At 60.5% G+C, this 19336-nt stretch carries 16 protein-coding genes and 1 tRNA gene; 2 read left to right on the top strand and 15 right to left on the bottom strand.

Annotated features, from left to right (window positions below; all coding sequences use genetic code 11):
- Window positions 1-23: 23 nt before the first annotated feature.
- From ASC96_RS03020 to ASC96_RS02990, 7 genes are all read right to left on the bottom strand, one after another.
- Entirely contained in the window at window positions 24-1706 is a 1683-nt protein-coding gene (locus ASC96_RS03020; RefSeq protein ID WP_060501154.1) for an ABC transporter ATP-binding protein, read from the bottom strand.
- Window positions 1703-2647 carry an acetamidase/formamidase family protein gene (locus ASC96_RS03015; protein WP_060501152.1) on the bottom strand — a complete coding sequence of 315 codons (945 nt, stop codon included), beginning with the start codon at window positions 2645-2647 and terminating at the stop codon, window positions 1703-1705. Before ASC96_RS03015 ends, ASC96_RS03020 begins: the two co-directional genes overlap by 4 nt.
- A 281-nt stretch (window positions 2648-2928) precedes the next feature.
- On the bottom strand, window positions 2929-4551 hold the full coding sequence (locus ASC96_RS03010; protein ID WP_060501150.1) for an ABC transporter substrate-binding protein: 1623 nt from the start codon (window positions 4549-4551) through the stop codon (window positions 2929-2931).
- A gap of 30 nt (window positions 4552-4581) precedes the next feature.
- Window positions 4582-5502 (bottom strand): ABC transporter permease, encoded by a 921-nt coding sequence (locus ASC96_RS03005; RefSeq protein ID WP_060501148.1) that lies wholly within the window; start codon window positions 5500-5502, stop codon window positions 4582-4584.
- Between the two features lies 1 nt (window position 5503).
- Complete coding sequence (locus ASC96_RS03000; protein ID WP_060501146.1) at window positions 5504-6352, bottom strand: ABC transporter permease; 849 nt, start codon at window positions 6350-6352, stop codon at window positions 5504-5506.
- Entirely contained in the window at window positions 6352-6933 is a 582-nt protein-coding gene (locus tag ASC96_RS02995) for an ANTAR domain-containing protein (protein WP_060501144.1), read from the bottom strand. The genes ASC96_RS03000 and ASC96_RS02995 overlap by 1 nt, the downstream gene beginning before the upstream one ends.
- Window positions 6930-8066 (bottom strand): transporter substrate-binding protein, encoded by a 1137-nt coding sequence (locus ASC96_RS02990; RefSeq protein WP_060501142.1) that lies wholly within the window; start codon window positions 8064-8066, stop codon window positions 6930-6932. Before ASC96_RS02990 ends, ASC96_RS02995 begins: the two co-directional genes overlap by 4 nt.
- A 666-nt stretch (window positions 8067-8732) precedes the next feature.
- Between ASC96_RS02990 and ASC96_RS02985 the strand changes: the two genes are divergently transcribed.
- Entirely contained in the window at window positions 8733-9734 is a 1002-nt protein-coding gene (locus ASC96_RS02985; protein ID WP_060501140.1) for a porin, read from the top strand.
- A gap of 138 nt (window positions 9735-9872) precedes the next feature.
- On the opposite strand, the gene ASC96_RS02980 is transcribed toward ASC96_RS02985, so the two are convergent.
- The 6 genes from ASC96_RS02980 to ASC96_RS33620 form a co-directional block, all read right to left on the bottom strand.
- Window positions 9873-10388: an Rrf2 family transcriptional regulator gene (locus ASC96_RS02980; RefSeq protein ID WP_082511908.1), complete on the bottom strand. Its 516-nt coding sequence runs from the start codon at window positions 10386-10388 to the stop codon at window positions 9873-9875.
- Window positions 10389-10730: 342 nt separating this feature from the next.
- Window positions 10731-11636 carry a calcium-binding protein gene (locus ASC96_RS02975; protein WP_060501137.1) on the bottom strand — a complete coding sequence of 302 codons (906 nt, stop codon included), beginning with the start codon at window positions 11634-11636 and terminating at the stop codon, window positions 10731-10733.
- 104 nt (window positions 11637-11740) lie between these two features.
- The gene (locus ASC96_RS02970; RefSeq protein ID WP_060501135.1) at window positions 11741-12808 is read right to left on the bottom strand and encodes a siderophore-interacting protein; all 1068 of its coding nucleotides are present in this window, start codon (window positions 12806-12808) and stop codon (window positions 11741-11743) included.
- Window positions 12809-12820: 12 nt separating this feature from the next.
- A complete protein-coding gene (locus ASC96_RS02965) occupies window positions 12821-13933 on the bottom strand; it encodes an ABC transporter substrate-binding protein (RefSeq protein ID WP_244481800.1) in 1113 nt (370 codons plus the stop codon).
- Window positions 13934-13974: 41 nt separating this feature from the next.
- Window positions 13975-15915 (bottom strand): TonB-dependent siderophore receptor, encoded by a 1941-nt coding sequence (locus ASC96_RS02960; RefSeq protein ID WP_060501131.1) that lies wholly within the window; start codon window positions 15913-15915, stop codon window positions 13975-13977.
- Entirely contained in the window at window positions 15836-16228 is a 393-nt protein-coding gene (locus ASC96_RS33620) for a hypothetical protein (RefSeq protein WP_244481798.1), read from the bottom strand. Before ASC96_RS33620 ends, ASC96_RS02960 begins: the two co-directional genes overlap by 80 nt.
- Before the next feature lie 200 nt (window positions 16229-16428).
- Here ASC96_RS33620 and ASC96_RS02950 point away from each other — a divergent pair, with 200 nt between their 5' ends.
- Window positions 16429-17481, top strand: coding sequence for an AraC family transcriptional regulator (locus ASC96_RS02950; RefSeq protein WP_060501126.1), 1053 nt, complete (start codon window positions 16429-16431; stop codon window positions 17479-17481).
- 110 nt (window positions 17482-17591) lie between these two features.
- Here the strand turns inward: ASC96_RS02950 and ASC96_RS02945 are convergent.
- Together ASC96_RS02945 and ASC96_RS02940 are read right to left on the bottom strand one after the other, a co-directional pair.
- Window positions 17592-17678 (bottom strand) — tRNA-Leu (locus ASC96_RS02945).
- 140 nt (window positions 17679-17818) lie between these two features.
- The gene (locus ASC96_RS02940; RefSeq protein WP_060501124.1) at window positions 17819-19258 is read right to left on the bottom strand and encodes a phosphomannomutase; all 1440 of its coding nucleotides are present in this window, start codon (window positions 19256-19258) and stop codon (window positions 17819-17821) included.
- Window positions 19259-19336: the final 78 nt, after the last annotated feature.

Here is a 19336-nt window from a genome sequence, read left to right as displayed (position 1 = left end):
GAAGTGGTTGTTTGGCAGTCGCGTCACGCGACCTGCCGCAATGCCGGATCTGGGATTGGCACGGCGGCCATCAGGGCGCGGGTATAGGGATCGGCCGGGTTTTCGAAGACCGACCGGCGCGATCCCATTTCGACGATGCGGCCGGCGCGCATGACCGCGACATTGTGGGACATGCGCTCGATTACCGCCATGTCGTGCGAGATCAGGAGATAGGCAAGCCCCATCGTTTCCTGCAGTTCCAGCATCAGGTCGAGCACGCGGGCACGCACGGAAACGTCGAGGGCGGCCACGCTCTCGTCGGCGACGATGAGTTTCGGGCCGAGCGTCAGCGCTCGGGCGATGCAGATGCGCTGGCGCTGGCCGCCGGAAAATTCATGCGGATAGCGGCTGGCGGCATCCGGCTGCAGGCCGACCCGCCGCAGCAACTCGGCGACGCGGTCGTCGCGTTCGCCCTTGTTGGCCAGGCCGTGGATGATCAGCGGTTCGGCAATCGCGGCACCGACCGCCATGCGCGGATCAAGCGAGGCGTAAGGATCCTGAAAGATCATCTGGGCGCTGCGCCGCACCGGCCGCATCTGGCGCTGGCTGAGGCCGCCGATATTCTGGCCGTCGATGACGACATCGCCGGTAAACGGGATCAGGCCGAGCACCGCCTTGCCGGTGGTGGATTTTCCAGAGCCGCTTTCGCCGACGAGGCCGAGCGTCTGGCCAGGCAGGATATCGAAGGAGACCTCGCTGACGGCGGATGCGGGTGGCTTCTTGCCTGAAAGCCAGCCGGTTGCCTTGCCATAGGTGACGTCCAGCCCGCGCACGGTGAGCACCGGCGCGCGATCCAGCATAGGCGTCTCAGCCACCACGGGGCTGATACGCGGCGGCCCGTCTGTGCCGGCATGCGCGCCGAGCCGGGGGACGGCGGCCAGCAGGTCGCGGGTGTAGGGCTGCGTTGGTGCATTGAAGATCGGCAACGCGCCACCCTGTTCGATGATCCGGCCGCTCTGCATGATGACGACGCGGTCGGCCATCTGGGCGACGACGCCCATGTCGTGGGTGATGAGAATGATCGAGGCGCCGAATTCCCGCTTCAGCTCGTCCATCAGCTTGAGGATCTGCGCCTGGACCGTCACGTCGAGTGCCGTCGTCGGTTCGTCGGCGATCAGTACTTTCGGACGGCAGGAGAGCGCCATGGCGATCATCACGCGCTGGCGCATGCCGCCTGATAGTTCGTGCGGATATTGTTTCAGCCGTCTTGCCGGATCGGTCATATGCACGGCATCAAGCATGCGCAGCGCCACCGCATCGGCGCTGCCGCCGTCCGATCCTTGATGTTCGCGAATGGCCTCGGTCAGCTGTGCGCCTATGGTCATCACCGGATTGAGCGAGGTCATCGGCTCCTGAAACACCATGGCGACATCACCGCCGCGGACACTGCGCATCGCGCTGTTGGACAGACGCGAGAGTTCGCGGCCTTGAAGCGCGATGCTGCCGGAGGCGAACTGCAACGACGCCTTCGGCAGGAGCCCCATGATGGCCAGCGACGTCACCGATTTTCCTGAACCGCTTTCACCGGCGATGCAGAGCGTTTCCCCCAGCTTCAGATCGAAACTGACATCATCGAGAACCCGCCTGCGGCCTTCCGGCGTGCGGGCATCGACGCAGAGCTTGTCGACGGTGAGGACGGATGGGGAAACGGGGGCAGCAGATGTCACGCGAACACGATCCTTGGGAAATAGAAGGAGACGACCCAGTTGGGCATATCGACGATTTCGCTGATCCGGAGATCACCGCAGACCGAGCAGAGCATGTAGGCATCGACGGGGTTCATGCCGTGTTCGGAGCCGAGCAGGTCGATCATCCGCATCAGCGCCTCGCGGGCACCGGTCATCAGGTCCGGGCCGATGCCGGTGGTGACTTCATAGCCCATGCCATCGAGATGGCGGGTGACGGGCTCAGTGGTGGTGAAGCGTGGACTTTGCAGACGCGCATCCTTGACCAGCTCGATCGTCGCCTCAACCTCCATCTGGCTTTCGATGGCGGTGCCGCAGACTTCGCCATCGCCTTGCGCGGCGTGGGTGTCGCCGATCGAAAACAGCGCGCCGTCAACCTCGACCGGCAGATAGAGCGTCACGCCCGAGGTCAGGTCGCGGATATCGAGATTGCCACCGACGCGGCGCGGCGGCACGACGGAATGAAGGCCGGGCTCGGCTGGCGCGACGCCGATCGTTCCGGCAAAGGGCTTCAGCGGCACCTTGCCACCGGGACCGTAAAGCGACGGCGCCATGCTGTGCGGATCGTAGGACCACATATGCAGGGCCGGCTCCTTGAACTGGTCCGCGAGCAGGCCGAAGCCCGGAATGTTGGCGGTCCAGCCGACACCGGACGGAATGAAGCGGCGGATCGTCACCTTCAAGGCATCGCCGGGTTTTGCACCTTCGACATAGACCGGGCCGGTGACGGGATTGATCTTGTTGAAATCGAGTGCTGCCAAGGTTTCGAGCGTCGATCCGGCACCCAGCTGGCCGCCGGAGGAATCCAGGCATTCGAAATGGATGGTCTCACCGGGCTTGGCGACGACAGCCGGCTTGAAATCCCTGTTCCAGCCGAAATTGTGCTGGGCGCGGTGAATGGTATGGGTGCAGGCGACGCACATTGGTTGTTCTCCCTTAGAAGCGCGGCCCATCGAATCACTGACGTGCTCGCATATCGTTATTCTCGGTTGGCAGGAGCGGCATGCCCCTCTCTTCTCCCCATCGGGGAGAAGGTGGCCCAAAGGGCCGGATGAGGGGGCCAAGCACTCGTAATGTGCCGCGCCGCCCCCTCATCGCCTCGCCTTCGCTCGGCACTTCTCCCCGTTGGGGAGAAGAGGCTGCATCCTTGTGCGCCCCTGACGATTACGGCTCCGGGCAATTCACCGGAGCCGTAATCGCTGTCTTACTCGTCCTTCACGAAGATCGCGTCGTAGTTGATGACGCGGGTCGGATCGACGTAGATGTCGCCGTCACCGCCCATGCGGGGCGACTTGGCAACGACGCGGCGTTCGTTGGTGACCGGGATCCACGGCGCATCCGCCATGATATCGGTGAAGATCTTGCCCCATTCGGCCTGACGCTCGGCGGCCTTGGCCGGGTCCGACATCGAATCGGCGGCAATCGCGCGAGCATCGAGATCCTTGTTGCAATACCAGGACCAGTTCCAGCCGCCCTGAACCGCGCCGGAGCAACCAAGAATCGGGCCGTAGAAGTTGGACGGATCCGGGAAGTCGGCGATCCAGGCCATGCCGCCCGACCAGATCATCGGTGCTTCGCCCTCAGTACCGCCAGCGGCGATCACGTTGGCCTGTGCCAGGGCGCGAACCTCGGCCTTGACGCCGATCGCGGCGAGATCCTGCTGGATCGCCTGGGCGATGCGCGGCTGCGGATCGGTGTTGGTCGAGTAGAGCACGGTCTCAAAACCATCCGGGAAGCCAGCCTCGGCGAGCAGCGCCTTGGCTTTCTCGACGTCGAAGGCATAGCCGGTGAAGGTCTTGTCATAACCCGGCATCAGTGGCGGCAGCGGCTGGTTGGCGGCGGTGGCGCGGCCGTTGAGGATGCGGGTGATGCGCTCCTTGTTGATGGCCATGTTGAGGGCCTGGCGGACCTTCACATTGTCGAACGGGGCCACTTTGGTGTTGAGCGTGATATAGCCGGTGTGCAACTGCGCGCCATCGACAATGATCTCTGCACCTTCCGGCGAGTTCTTGATTTCAAGGAACTTGGCTGGCGGAACGCCGTCGCCGGCGATATCGACCTCACCCTTCTGCAGGCGCAGCAGCGCCACCAGCGGCTCCTGGCCGACTTCGACGGTGAACTTGTCGATATGCGGCATATCTTTGACGAAATAATCCGGGTTGCGCTCGAACACGAGACGCTGGCCGACGGTCCATTCCTTCAAGACGAAGGTGCCCGAACCGACCGGCTTCTTGCCGAAATCACCGGCTGCTGCTTCGACGGCTTCCTTCGGCACGACGGAGGCGAAGTTGATGGCGAGCACATGCAGGAAGGTGGCGTCGGGACGCGACAGAGTGAAGATCACGGTCGAATCATCCGGCGTTGCGATCCCTTCAAGCGTCGGCGACGTGCCGCCGCTGACGGCATCAAACCCCTTGATGGCGCCGAAGAAGCCGGCGCCGGGGCCTTGCGTCTTCGGATCGATGGCACGCTCGATCGAATATTTGACGTCGGAGGCCACCAGTTCGCGGCCGTTGGTGAATTTTACGCCCTTGCGCAGCTTGAATGTATAGGTGAGCCCGTCGGGCGAAACGGTAAAGCTCTCGGCGAGCGACGGGATCAGGTCCGGCGTGCCGGGCGTATAATCCATCAGGCGCGAATAGAGGCTCTTGATCATCGACCAGTTGACCCAGTCATAACCGACGGCCGGATCGAGCGTGGCGATATCGTCCTTGTAGGTGATGACGACATCGCCACCCTGCTTGATGGCATCCTGCGCGAAGGCAGGCAGCGGCGTGAAGGCAAGCGCCATTGCGATTGTCGAGTGTCTAAGCCAGCGTTTGAACATTTTTGAGTTCCCCTTTTTGGTTGCTGATGGTTAGCGCGCACGAATGCGCGGATCGATGAGTGGCGCGATCAGGTCGGCGACGAGATTGCCGATGACGATGGCAAGCGCCGAAACCAGCGTCACGCCCATGATGATCGGGATATCGACCTGCTGGATCGCCTGCCAGGCGAGCTGGCCGATGCCCGGCCAGCCGTAGACGGCCTCGACCACGACCACGCCGCTCATGAACTGGCCGATATCGATGCCGATCATCGCGATCACAGGGAGAAGCGCATTGGGCAGCGCATGGCGAAAGACGATCCGGACGGACGACAGCCCCTTGGCGCGGGCGGTGCGAACGTAATCCTGATTAAGCACGTCGATCATGGCCGAGCGCACCATGCGGGCGTACCAGCCGGCGCCGAGAATGCCGAGCGTGGTGGCGGGCAACACGACATGGGCAAACGTGCCGAAGCCGCTCATCGGGAACCAGGCGAGCGTGACCGCAAAGACATAGAGAAGCAGAAGGGCGGCGACGAATTGCGGTGCCGACACGCCGACGAAGGAGGCCATCATCACCAGCCGATCGACCGGGCCGCCGCGGCGGACCGCAGCGATCACGCCGAGAATGAGCCCAAGCGCAACTTCGACGAAGATACCCGCCGCCATCAGGATCAGGGTGGCCGGAAGCCGGGCCGCGATCAGCGCGCCGACATCGGTCTTCTGTGCATAGGAACGCCCGAGATTGCCCTCGGTGAGGGCCACCAGATAATTCCAGAATTGCGCAAGCAACGGCTGATCGAGGCCGAGTTCGTGGCGGATGTTGGCAACCGTCTGCGCCGTGGCACTGCGGCCGGCGATCATCCGGGCAGGATCGGCAGGCAGGGCGTAGAGCAGCAGGAAGGTGATGGCCGCGACACCGAACAGGATCAGTGCCGTCTGGACGAGCCGTCGCAGGATCAGGAAAATCATCTCAGCCCCTCCCGCGCTGGGTGGGGTCGAGGATATCGCGCAGCGCATCGCCCACCAGGTTGAAGGACAGTGCAGTCAACAGGATGACGGCGCCGGGAATGAACACCAGCCAGGGGGCGGCCTGGAAATAGCTCTGGCTTTCGAAGATGATATTGCCCCAGGAGGGCGTGGGCGGCTGCACGCCGATGCCAAGGAAGGAGAGCGTCACTTCGAGAAGCACGGTCGTGGCGATGCCGAGCGTGCCCCAGACGATTGCCGTCGGCATCAGATGCGGCAGGATATGATGAAACAGGATGCGGGCATGACCAGCGCCGAGCGAGCGCTCTGCCAGGATGAAGTCACGCTCCACCAGGCCGCGGGTTTCGGTATAGACGATGCGCGCCACCTGCACCCAGTTGACCAGTGCGATCACCATGGCGACGATCCAGAGGCTGGGGCGCAGAAGGGCTGCAAGCACGATCGCCAGAAGCAGCGCCGGGAACGCCATCATCAGATCGGTGAAGCGCATCAGCGCATTGCCAAAAAGGCCGCGCATGTAACCGGAGAGGATGCCGATCAGGAGGCCTATCGCAACCGCGATTCCGTTGGCAACGAGGCCGATGATCAGCGATGTGCGGGCACCATAAAGAAGGCGTGAGAACAGGTCACGGCCGAGCGTGTCGGTGCCGAGCAGGAACTGGGCGCTGGGCGGCAGCGGAGCGCCTTCCAGCGTCAGGCCGTCAAACATCTGCTCATCGGGATTGTAAGGCGCAATCAGCGGCGCTGCGACCGCCATGAAGACGACGAGGGCAACGACGGCCAGGCCGAACAGCGCTGACGGCTGGCGGATCATGCTTTTCAGAATGCGCATCAACCGGCCTCCGGCAGGGGCTCGGCGCCACCGAGGATGGAGGCCGCAACCTGCTCCATCGGCATCCGCCGCTGCATCGCGCAATTGCGCAGGATGGTATAGGCGAGCTCCTCATTGACCTTGCGCACCGCAATGATGCGCTCGACGGCGGCATGAACCAGCGGCCGCAGACGGACGCGCTCTTCCAGATGGTTCATCCTGTCGATGACCGCCTTGCGCTCGCGGTGAATGCCGAGTGCCATGACCAGGGCAGGGTAGACGGCGGAGGAAGCCAGTGGTTTTGCAATGATGGCACCGACACCCTGCTCCATCGCCCAGGCGATGCGGCCGGGTGCTTCCGAGCCGAGCAGTGCCACCAACGGGCAGGGTGCACTGCCGCCGTTCCACGGCAACAGGCCGTCCCAGCCCTGGTCGGCATCGACAAGCACGACATCCGGCAGGTCGGTGGCGTCGAGTGGCTGCCACTGGACCGTCACCTGAAAGCCGATGAGCTTCAGTTGGCGTGTCAGCCGTTCGGTCGTGTTGTCTTCCCGGTGCAGGATGGTGGCACGCCAGCCGGTGAAATTCGGTGTTTCCCTCATGACACGATCCTCAAAGGCGACGGCATCCGGCTGCGGCGGTTCGTCAGATAAGGATCAGCGGCGATGGCCGGCTGTGAGGCGATGATATCGAAGCCGCCTTCATCATTGATCCGGCCGAGATGGAAGGGCAGTGCCGCATGACGGGTATCGGGATTGATCAGGATCGGCCCGAGAACGGTTGGCAGAGGTGCGGCCGACAATTGACGTGCGACGGCGGTTGGGTCATCCGTGCCGGCAGCAAGGATCGCCTCTGCGCAAAGCTTGACTGAGGCATAGGCGCTGGCGAAAACGCTCGAAATACGCCGCTGGCTGCCAAGTTTGGCTGCCACCTGGGCCTTGAAGCCGGCATTTTCAGGCGTTGCGACCGTATCGAAATAGGCGGCCGCGCAAAGCTGGCCGGTGGCAACACCGAGACCGATATGGGGAATTTCGCTTTCCTGCAGGTCACAGCTGACGACCGGGCAATTTTCCGGGAGGAAGGCCGGGTTGCGGGCGCCAAGCGCGCGGATGGCGGCGAGAAAGGCGTAGCTCGACGGTCCGATGAAATTATTCAGGATGAAGCTTGGCCGGCGCTGCTCGATATCCAGCACGATGCGCTCGACGGCAGTCTCCTCCAGCGGCAGGTACCGTTCGCCAAGCACCTCGCCGCCAGCATCCTCGATCAGCTCGCGGGCCAGCCGGTTCATTTCCCAGCCCCAGACGTAATTGGCGCCAACGAGATAGGGACGGCGGCCGAAGCGCGGGATCAGGTAATCGAACAGCGGCAAGAGGTGCTGGTTGGGACAGCCGCCGGTATAGATGACATTGTCATTGGCTTCGAAGCCCTCGTAAGGGCACATGTACCAGAGCAGACCGTCATGTTTTTCGACAAGAGGAATGACCTCCTTGCGGGCGAGCGAGGTGATGGTTCCGATGATGTGGCGGCAACCGTGATCGCGCAGCATTGCGCGCGCACCTTCGAGGTAAGCGGTGATATCGGCATGGGGATCGATGACAACCGGCTTGATGGCGTTGCCATGGAGCGCGCGGACCTCTTCGATGGCAAAGTCGGCACCGTCACGTGCGTCGCGTCCGATCTCGGCATAGGGGCCGGTCGTGGAATAAAGGATGCCTATTTTTACCGCGTTGTTCATTGATCCGCCAAAAACCAAAAACCCCACGACGCAGAACCCATCTGTGATGGGAGCATCGTGGGGCCAAACTGCCCGTCGACCATGAGGTCATGTCAAGGAAGTGCTTAATCCGTTGGCAAGATTAAAATACGGGCACCGTATCTGTGTCAAGCGCGATTCGTTGGAGCCGGGGGCCTCGAATGGAAATGGCGAAGTGATTCGTTCTGAGGCGGCCTTATGGGACGGTGTTGAGCCTGCAGTATCATAATGCTGCGTGCCACTCCGTTGGCCCGCAAGATTCGTGCGCATTGCGGTGTTTTGACGGCCTTCACGAAAACGTCAGGGCGTCCTACTTGCGGTTTCGCCGAATGGTCACTACCTGAAAGCTCTAAATGTTACCGGTCACACCCACCAGGGTTTGTGGAGTGGTCGTGCGTGCATCTAAGGTAGTGAGGGTACTCACGATCCTGTGCATCAGGGCGTTGCGTTTCGGCAACACTCAAAATCCCAACCATCAATGTGACGAGAATATGACTGTAATTTTTATTGTTACAGTTCTTGGCCTATGTAATCTCGGCGTGCGGTTTCGGCCGCTGCCATTGGGGCTTGAATCGATATTTGGGGTGGGGGACGCTGATTTTTCAGCCACGAAAGCCTGTGCCCGATCGAAACTTGATTGGATCCGAAATGACTATGAAGGCTATTCTTTTTGCCTCTGCTGCGGCGTTGACCACAGCAAACGGTGCATTTGCAGCCGACGCTATCGTTGCTGCTGAACCTGAGCCGGCGGAATACGTCCGCGTCTGCGACGCGTTCGGCACCGGCTACTTCTACATTCCGGGAACGGAAACCTGCCTGAAGATCGGCGGTTATATCCGCTTCCAGACCGACTTCGGCCGTGATCAGTCCGGTTCGTCTGACTGGAATACCTTTACGCGCGCACAGCTTGAGTTCGAAGCAAAGAACGACACCGAATTCGGCACGCTGTCCAGCCTCGTTGCGCTTCGTACAAACGCTCGCAACTCTTCCGGTTCTTCGAACAACAATACCTTCCTCGACCAGGGTTACATCGAAATCGCCGGCCTGCGCGTTGGTATGCAGTACAGCTGGTGGGATGACGACTTGAGCGGCGAAACCGACCTGATCGCCAGCAACGAAACCCGTCACAACGCCATCCGCTACCAGTACGAAACCGACGCCTTCAAGGCCGGTATCGCTGTGGAAGAGCTGGAAGACACCGCGCGTCCGAACAATGTCGGTATCACCGGCCAGGTTTCCGGTACGGTTGGCGTTGTCACCGCCTACCTGCTTGGCGGTTATGACACCGATAGCGAAGAAGGTGCTATCCGCGCGATCATCTATGCTGATCTCGGCCCAGGCCAGCTCGGCATCTACGGTGCGTATGCTACCGGCGCCAACTACTACTACGAAGAGTCCGAATGGACTGTTGGCGCTCAGTACGAACTGAAGGTCAACGAAAAGTTCTCGATCACGCCTGGTGTTCAGTACTTCAGCAACATCGACCTGAACGGCAACGACTTCGGTGGTGGTGATGCCTGGACCGGCGGCGTGACCGTCGACTACAAGATCACCGACGGCCTGAAGACCAAGGTGAGCCTCCAGTACCACGACGAAGACGATGGCGATGACGAAGTGTTCGGCTTCGTGCGTCTGCAGCGCGACTTCTAAGTTACGCTTCAAGATCCGGCTGGTCGCGTGAAGGCGCGGCTAGCCACCGGTTCGTCACGGATTTGACTGACCTCCGATCAGTGACGGGGACGGTCCGGTTCCCTCCGGCCGTCCCGCACGGCCGCATGTGATTCTGCCTCAGGGCGCGATCGCCCTTCCGACTGGACACTTGCCGCCATCGATGGTCGCCAGTTCCGAGATGGCATCCTCCACAGATTTTTCCTCAAGAAGACCCAGCAGGGCCTGCTCGGCTTTCTTGCTCAGCTTTGCCGACCATTCGTTCATATTGCTTGAGACAAAGCATTCGGCTGGAATATCCTCACGCGTACCCCATATTTTCTTGTCTGGCGTGACTGCAAGATAGATTTCACTCAGATAAATCGCGCTGGCGGACCGGCCAAGCCGGTAACCTCCCTGATATCCTTCAGACGACACAAGAATATTCTTCTGCATCAACGGTGCGGCCAGCTTGCGCACGAGACTGGGCTTGGCATCGAGCTTCGCTGCCAGCGTATCGCTCGTTGAGCGGATATTATTTCTTTCGTTGACGGCAACTGTAATAATGATTTGCAGAGCCGAAGAGAAGCGCGTGTCCATCATGGGAGCACATACTAATGCAGGCTTTTGAAAAAACCAGATGGTTAGTGCACGCATAGTAAAACTCTCCAGCGGTTTACCGCCAGAGGCTTCATCTTGACTACAACTGCACCCGCTGGATTGGCTCGCCAATCGCTCGAGAGAACGCGGTCCCGATTTCTTAACGGACCGGACATGCTGCCCAGATAGGATTTGGAAAATGCGATTTCAATAGGGCTCCTCATATTGAGGCCGCCTCAGCGAAATTTTGTATTTGGGTGCAGGGGAACCCGTGCCTCTCATGGCTTTTCGCAAAACGCCAGCCAGCCTTCAGGTATCGCGGCCGGACAAAAAAATCGGCCTGAAACCGTGAACGAATGCTCAGGTTTCAGGCCGATCGAATCAAGGTCCGGTGATCAATCAGACGAAGAAAAAGTCATTGGCGTGAAGGTCTGCCTTGTCGACTCCTTCCAGGAGGATCGAGCCCGTACCGAATTTGATCAGAACGCCATCGGCCGTGTCGACTGCCGCTGCCTTGACGGCGGTGAACGATGCCAGGACGCTCTTGTCCAGGCTCAAGACGTCACCTGCCGTGCTTTTGCCAGCCTGGAAATCGTAGATGGTGTCCTTGCCCGAACCAGCCTTGAAGATAAAGGTATCCTTGCCGGCGCCGCCCGCCAGGGTATCATTGCCTGTTCCGCCGGTCAGCCTGTCGTTGCCGCTGCCGCCAGTCAGAATGTCATTGCCGGCGCCACCGTTAAGTATGTCGTTGCCAGCGTCGCCCTTGATCGTGTCGTTGCCGCCTTCGCCATACAGCGTGTCGTTGCCTTTGCCGCCACTCAGAGTGTCGCCCTTGCCGAAGCCTTTGAACACGTCGTTACCGGTGCTGCCGGAGAATGAGATGCTGTCCTTCTTGAGCAGGGCCAACAGGCCCTTGGTATCGGAGGACGTCAGGCTGGAGCGCAGAGCATTGGCATCCGCACTCGTTTCCAGGCTAAGACCGGAAATCTTCAGGTCGGTGGACTGGGTGAAGACCTGCTTTCCCGTGTCGAGCTTGGTCGAGGTGCCGAAGCGCAACCCATCCAGCGAGCCACCAACCTGATGGGTCGCCATGTCATAGGCCCAGTCGGTTTTACCGGCATCAAAGACCACGCCGGTGCCCTTTGCATCGAGTGCTGCATATTGCTTGCCCGACAGGCCGCTGGATCCACTGAACGAGCCCCGGCCGGCCGGCGAGAAGCTGCTATCAAATTTTGCGAGATAAGCGAGTACGTTGACGCCGGTGCCGTCCTTGTTGACGTCCGTGACGGAAATATTGATCGTCATTCATTGCCCCCAACAGTTGAATATACCTACGATACCTCGGCTATTTAAGATGATTATAATTGTCAAGTTATTGGCAAGGAAAATATGATAAAATAAATCATCTTTTAAGATTTTGTGCCTTCCCGCCAATAGGCGACGACGAGATGTTGGTCGTTTTTCAGTTTCCAGTCCTGGCGCGCGAGTTGCCGGATGGTTTTGAAGGCTGAAAATTCGCAGGCGGCCCAAAGATATATGCTTTCGTCGCCCTGGGGGCGGTGCGTTTGCCGGAGGGCTTCGACAAGGAGGCTGCCGGGCTTTTCTGCGTTGCGGATCAGCCAGTGAATGCCGATGGCAACAGGCGTCTGCAGGTTCTGGATTTCGGCGGCATCCGAAACTTCAAGATAGGCGGCGCCGGATGAATCGGCGGGCAGGTTTTCCAGCATGCGGGCAATGGCTGGAATGGCGGTCTCGTCGCCCGCAAACAAATACCAATCTGCATCCATAAGCCCGCCACCGCCAGGACCGAGTACGCCGACTTCCATCCCGATGGTGACGGCCTCGGCAAAGCTCGATCCCGGTCCGGCATCGGCGTGCAGCACGAAGTCGATATCGAGTTGGCTGGTCGCAAGGTCTATCGAGCGCACGGTGTATTTTCGCATGGACGGTTTCAGGTCCGGCCGCTCCCATTCGATGAGGCCACTTGCCCCGACAAAGGGCCATTGCGGTTCGGCAAGGCCGGGCTGCTGGATCAGCAGGTTCAGGTGCAGCGCGTCGAGGTTGGCAAAGCGTGCCGCGTTTTCGCAGCGGAAAGTTATGCGGCGCATATGCGGTGTCACGTCCCGGGTATCGGTAACCGTCAGGGTCTGAAAATTCGGCGGCCGCTCGGCATCGCCATGATCGCCATTCCAACAGATTTCTGGGACGGTCTCCCCTGCGAATTCGAGAATGTGGGAAGCAACAGTCATGCGCGCGAAATAGAGGTGCTCGAAGTCCGGCGCTTCGATGTTGATGCGCGTCATTGCGCCATCGGCCGAGAAGCGGGCACTGCAGCCGGAAAGACGCAGTAAGACATCGCCGGATTCCTCGCTGATTTCGGCATTGTGTTCGCGCATGTGCTTGCACAGTTCTTGGATCACTGTCTGCGGATCGACGAGGTCGATGACTGCCTGCGCCGTGTAGATTTTGCCGTCCATTAAATTGTCCTTTTATTGCGGCAACCGCGAAGCGTCGAAGTCGAGCCAGAAGGTGCCGTTGAGCGGTACGCTCAAAAAGCGCCTGTTGATCTCGGCGAGGGTTTCAGAAGGGGCGATATCTTCGAAGAGGTCCGGATGAATCCATTTCGCGTAGCATTGGAAGACCAGAATATTGAGAACGGAAATCGAAAGCTGATGAGACGCGGCATGAGCCCGGCCCTCACGTACCGCCGTGAAGTGGGTGCGCACGTCGTTGGAGATGACACGGGTGAAGGATTGGGCTGCCGCCTCGGCACTGACGTCACCGCCGAGCACGAGGCCTCCTTGAGCGGCAAGATGCGGGCCGCCGGTGGCGATATAGATGTCCGGGTCCCTCTCCAGCACGAACTCGGCGCTGAGTTTTCCATCATAGCCGGGCATATCGGCGGCAATGCTTTCGCCACCGGCCAGCCGTAGATAGTCCGTCATCCGGTTTTCGCGCCCAGGCGTCGAGCAACAGATGGCCCCGGCATGGGCATCGACAAGAACCGACTTGCGGGCAACCCCCTTGGTACGATCGGTGATGCGCTGATAGTGCGGCCGGAGGAACTCGCCGAAGTTTCTAGCCTCGACTTCACGGCCAATGACCTTGCCGAGAAGCTCGAGCGAAAAGATGGCCGTGTCGGCCGGTCCACTGCCGTTGTTGTGCGGTCCATCGAGAAAGACGACGGGCACACCGGCGGATTCTAGCGTTGCGGCGATATCCATCCAGCCATTGTCCCAGATGGAAACGAGATAGACATCCGGCCTGACGGCAAGGATCGCTTCCGGCGACGTCTTCGACGCCACCACTCCGCCGGCCACGGGAATGCCGTCGATCGCCGGAAATCGCTGCCTCAGGTCGTTGTAGAAACCTCGATCGATCCGCTGCGGTGCCGCCCAGCCGGCCAACCGGGAAATCGGGTCGGGCTCGATCAAGGCGAGCGACAGGATGAGCAAGCTCTCATTGGTGGCGATGCGCTCAGCCGGTTTGGCAAGGCGTACTTCCCGTCCGGCCGCATCCGTGAACCGGATTTCGGCATGGGCAGGCGCTGCAAGGAGGAGCGAGACGAGGCCACACGCGGCAAGCAGGGAGAGGGCCGCCAACCAATTGGCAGCCCTTTTCGCGGCTGACGATGATTGCACGATTACCATACGTATTTCAGGCTCGCGGTGACCGCCCGGCCTGCGCCGTAGTTGCAGCTTCCGCCGGTAATGTTGAGGCAATGGGAAACATATTCCTTGTCGAAAAGGTTGCTCACGTTGACGCGAAGCGTTGTTCCCGAAAATGCCGTATCCATGGCGCCGAAATCATACTGGGCCCCGATATCGACAAGCGCCCGGCCAGGAATGCGCAGTTCTTCGAGATATTTGGCGTCGGTCTGGTAGGAGGATGTCATGCGCACGCCAGCGCTGAGCGATAGGCCTTCGATAACGGAAGGGCGATAGTTTACCCAGGCGCTGGCCTGATGCTCCGGCAGGCGCAACATCTCGCGGCCCTTGGCGATGGCGCTCGTGCTTTCGAGCACCTCGGAGTGAGAATAGGCGTAGGCCGCGAGCAAGTCGAGTTCAGGCGTCACCTCGTATTTGGCTTCAAGCTCAAGGCCGCGAACACGCTGCTTTCCGGTTTGGACGTTGTAGAGGGTGCTGGTGGGATCCGGCGTCAGGCCGTTTTCCAGGGTGAGATCGAACAGCGAAGCGGTGATCATGCCATTGCCGCCGGGCGGCTCGTATTTCACGCCGATTTCGTACTGCTCGGCCTTCTGCGCCTCGAACGGCGTACCTGCCTGGCTGGAGCCAAGCGCAGGCAGGAAGGTGGTGGAGTAGCTGACATACGGGGCGATGCCGCTGTCGAACAGATAGGTGAGGCCCGCACGCCAGGTCAATTCACGATCATCATTGGAGACGGCCGGCGATCCGGCCAGCATCCGGTTTTGCGTATCGATGTCGGAAAGATCGTAGCGCAGGCCGAAGGTGCCGATCCAGTTGTCATAGCGGATTTGATCTTGGAGATAGAAACCGATCTGGCGCTGTTCCTGAAGCCCCGAGCGCTGGATTGCGGGTTTAGGGATGGAGCCGGCGCCATAAACCGGGTCGAGATAGTCGAGCGGCGGCACGCCAGCAAACCCATTGCCGAACGTCGTCGAGGAATCGGCTCTCAGATAGTCGATCCCGAAGAGCGCGGTGTGATCGAAGGCGCCGGTATCGAAGCGGGCTTCAAGCTGGGTATCGACGTTGAAGCTCGAAACCCAGTCGTCGGAAATGGCCGAGGCACGGTTCAGCGTATGGCCGTCGGGCTGATAGGCGAAGGCTGGATTGACGAGCACCAGGAACATGTTCTGGCTGGAGCGGCCGTAACGCAGGTTCTGGCGCACGGTCCAGGTCTCGTTGAACTCGTGGGAGAATTCATAGCCCAGCGTGTAGAAATCGCGCTCGAAGACGCTGGCATCGGGATCTCCGAGAAACAGGTCGAGCGGGATTTGCCCCAACGGGTTTTCGATCAGGGTACCGATGGCCGGATAAAAGCGAGGGTTGAAATCCTTCGGCCGATCCTTCTGGTAATAGCCATGAAGCGTCAGTTCCGTCTGGTCGGTCGGTGCCCAGGTCAGGCTCGGCGCCAGCATCAACTGGCGTTCCCGCTCCCGGTCAATCTGCGTGCCCATGTTTTTGCCAAGGCCGGTCAGCCGGTAGGACCAGTCGCTACCCTCGCTGACCGGGCCGGTGAAGTCGAACGTGCCCTGGATACCGCCATGGGAGGAGGTCTCGATACCGAGTTCGTTGCGGCTTTCGGTGTGTGGCCGCTTGCTGACTTCGTTGACGAGGCCGCCGGGGATCGAGCGGCCATAAAGTACCGATGCCGGTCCTTTGATCACGTCGATGCGTTCCAGCGCATAAGGGTTGATGCTGGGCGTCGCATAGTTGCTGGGATCACCGGGCAGGACCAGTCCGTCGAGCCATACCGTGCCATAGGTGTTGAAACCGCGGATGTAGAGCCAGTCATAGCGAATGTCATAGCCGTTCGGATCCGATAAGACGCCCGGCGTGTAACGCAAGGCCTCCGCCACGGTATTGACGCCCTGTGCATCCATCTGGTCGCGCGTGACGACGCTGATGTCTTGGTGTTTCGAGAAGCGGCGTGTCGGTCTTGGAGCCGCTCAAGGTTCGCTTGGCGACAATGCCCTGGTCTGGTCCTTTCGGATTGTCCTTGCCCGGGTCGACCGTGATCTTTTCGAGCGGCGTGGCAGAGCCGGATTCCTGGGCGAACGCATGGGGGCAAGGGATGGTAAGGCCGAATGCTATCGTCGAGGCCAGCAGAATGTCCTTCCGGTTGAGCCTGATGGTTCGATTGAACCGCCCCATCTGGTATTCCACGGTAAATTCCGCTTTCTGGCCGCCGCTCATGTCTTTGTCCCCACACATTCGCATCTCTGGTAAACTTGACCAAGTAAATCAAGTTAAGATATTGCTTTAGGGCACTTGTCCCATGATCGGCAACGAAGAGACCTTTGCGCAACGCGCAGATATCTTTGTTCGTAGCCAAAGTTTTCATCGTGGCGACGGGCGCAAGGCGGCTGGTAAGATTCCCGGTGCAAACCGGGAGCATGATGCGTTTCGAAGGGTTGGCGATGACCTCCTCCACGATCCAACCGGACATGGAAGCTGGCTATGAACTGCGCAGTACGGGCAAGCGGTTGCGCGTGCGCGATTTCCTGCGTCAGGACGGCGTTGTGCTGGAGAGCCCGGATGACCAGCTCTCGCCCGACGATACGTTGATGGAGGGCGAGTTCCTGCATCGGGAACTTCGCCGCGGGTTGGTGCTGCATGTCAGCGATGCGATCGAGGAACGGCCCTTCACCGCGACATCACGGCTTGGCGAAGAGTTGTCCTGCATCTTCTTTCTCGACGGCAATGTCGACCTTGCCATTGGCGACAGGCATTTTACGTTTCAGGCGCAGAAGGGGGTGGCAAGCGGCGTCGCGATCATGAATGCCAACCCGGAGAGCTTCAAGCGGGCCTCCCATGGGCGCCAGCATTTGCGGCATGTCGTCGTTTCTGCAACGCCGGAATGGCTGCATCTTGATGCCATGGAGGAGATCGCGGACACCAAGGGCGGTGAACGGTTGATGCGTGAGCATCTGGCCGAGCATCGCTGGACGCTGACACCGCGGATGATTGAACTCGTCCGGCAGATATTTGCGCCATTGCCGCTCCTGCCGGCGATGCGCGATCTCTACCTTGAAAGCCGCGCTGTGGAGCTTGTTGCCGAAACCATGGCGGCGGTGCTCCATGCCGGCCGGCGTGCGCCGGGAGGTGCGCTGCTCACGCGCCAGGATGCGGTCTGCCTGGATCGGGCCAAGGATTACATCGCAGTGCACTGGGACGCTCCACTGAATGTCGGAATGATCGCCCGCGCGGCCGGTGTCAGCGCCAGCGGCCTGCAGCGGCTGTTTCGGATTTCTGAAAACCAGAGCGTCTTCGAATATCTCCGCACGCTTCGGCTGGAGCGGGCTTTTGCGGCCTTGAACGGCGGCGAAGTGACAGTACAGGAGGCAAGTGCCATTGCCGGCTATTCGGCCGCTTCCAATTTTTCCACCGCATTCCGCCGCCAGTTCGGCACAATCCCGCGCCACGTCATGCTGACGCGCAAAGGCTGATAGGTTGCTTGGAACTTCCCGGTAATGTCCGATTTCAGATATAAAAAAAGCCCGGCGAACCGGGCTTTTTTTGATCTTCGAAACTGCCTGGGCAGTTGCGAATATGAAATTGGTGCCCAGAAGAGGACTCGAACCTCCACACCCTTTCGAGTACCAGCACCTGAAGCTGGCGCGTCTACCAATTCCGCCATCTGGGCGACGAGCGGGGGTGTACGGGGCTCGCGCTTTTGTGTCAACAGGGTTTTTGAGTTTTTCATTGAAAATGAGTAGGAAAGTTGAGCAAACCGTTGAAGGGGAATGATTTTTCCCCAAACAATTTCGCCGAGCTTTGCTGCAATCACGCTGCCGGCTGCCGCTCGCCAAAGGCGCGAATGCAAGCGAGCCCCTGTTCGAGGACCTGCTTTGCCTGATCGGCTGTTTCCGCCTCCGCATAGCAGCGCATTTCCGGTGCATTTCCCGAGGGGCGGAAGTGAACGACGCTGCGATCGGTCAGTGTCACGCGCAACCCGTCGACGTCGCTGAGCGTTTCCGGCTTTCCGATGGGGGCGAGAAAACTTGCCAGATTGTCCGGGCCTGAGCGGAGATGGCTCATCAGCGCAGCACTCGTCTCCAATGGAAAATTTTCGATCCGGTCGCTCAGCGCCACCCGCAGGGCAAAGCCTGCTGCAAGCGATGAGAGAGGCTGCTGGCTGCGTGCGGCAAGTGAAAGCACGGCAAGCGCCGGCAGGAAGCTGTCGCGCGTTGGCAAGGCTCTAAGCTTGGTGCCGTTGAGGGTGAAATCCGTGGCGGTCAGGGTGCCGCCATTGGCCTCGAAGCCGACGACGCCGGTTTTCCCGTTGCGGACCGCCTCCAGCATGCCCTCGATGACAAATGGCGAACCGACGCGCGTGCGCAGGATGGAGAGGCCTGGCTGGCCCTCAAGGCCCGAATTGGAGGTGACAGGCGTCACGGCAACAGTCGCGCCAGTAAATTGTGCTGCGATCAGGCCCAAAAGATCACCGCGCAACGGTAGGCCGGTTTCATCGCTGACAAGCGGGCGGTCGCCGTCGCCATCGGCCGAGACGATCGCGTCGAGTTGATGCTCGGCCGCCCATGTCTTGAGCAAGTCGATGGTTGCGGGCGAAACGGCTTCGGTATCGACTGGAATGAAATCGGCGGAGCGGCCAAGTGCAACGACATCGGCGCCGTAATCCCTCAGAACCTCGACGAACAGGTCGCGTGCCACGGTGCTGTGCTGATACACGCCGACTTTCAGGCCGGTCAGAGCGCCTGCGGGAAGGACTGCGGCGTTGCGGGCCAGGAAAAGTGCCTCGGCCTGCCGGGCATGGTCGGCGGCCGGGCCGGGCGTCGCATCGATCGGGACCGAGCGGGCCATGAGCGCTGCTGCTTCCGCGCCGATTGCGTCCTCGTCGATCTTGGAGATTTCCCCGTCCGGGCGGTAGAACTTGATGCCGTTGCGGTCGGCGGGGATATGCGAGCCGGTGATCATCAATGCTGCTGCACCGCTCTCCAATCCATAAAGGGCGAGAGCCGGCGTCGGTACGGTCCCGCAATCGAGAACGGTCAACCCGCAGCGGGTCAATGCGCCAGCGCAGATCGCTGAAATTTCCGGGCTGGAGGCGCGAAAATCCCGGCCCAGCAGGATCGGATCGCCGATTTTCGCTTGGCCGGACGAGAGGAGATAGCGGGCAAACGCGGTCGCGTAGAGGGCGGCGGGAGGGCCGTTGAGGTCGATGGATAGGCCGCGCAGACCGCTGGTGCCGAATTTCAAACTCAATCCATTCTCCGCTTCGTTGCCAGGATTTAGTAATCACATGAGTGATCAAAGGAAATAAGGGAGCATCCTGCCACTTGA

Origin of the sequence: Rhizobium sp. Root1204 (assembly GCF_001424965.1) — a bacterium.
Classification (GTDB): Bacteria; Pseudomonadota; Alphaproteobacteria; order Rhizobiales; family Rhizobiaceae; genus Pararhizobium.
The sequence above is the reverse complement of the archived record's forward strand: the minus strand, read 5'-3'. Positions and strand labels throughout refer to the sequence as shown.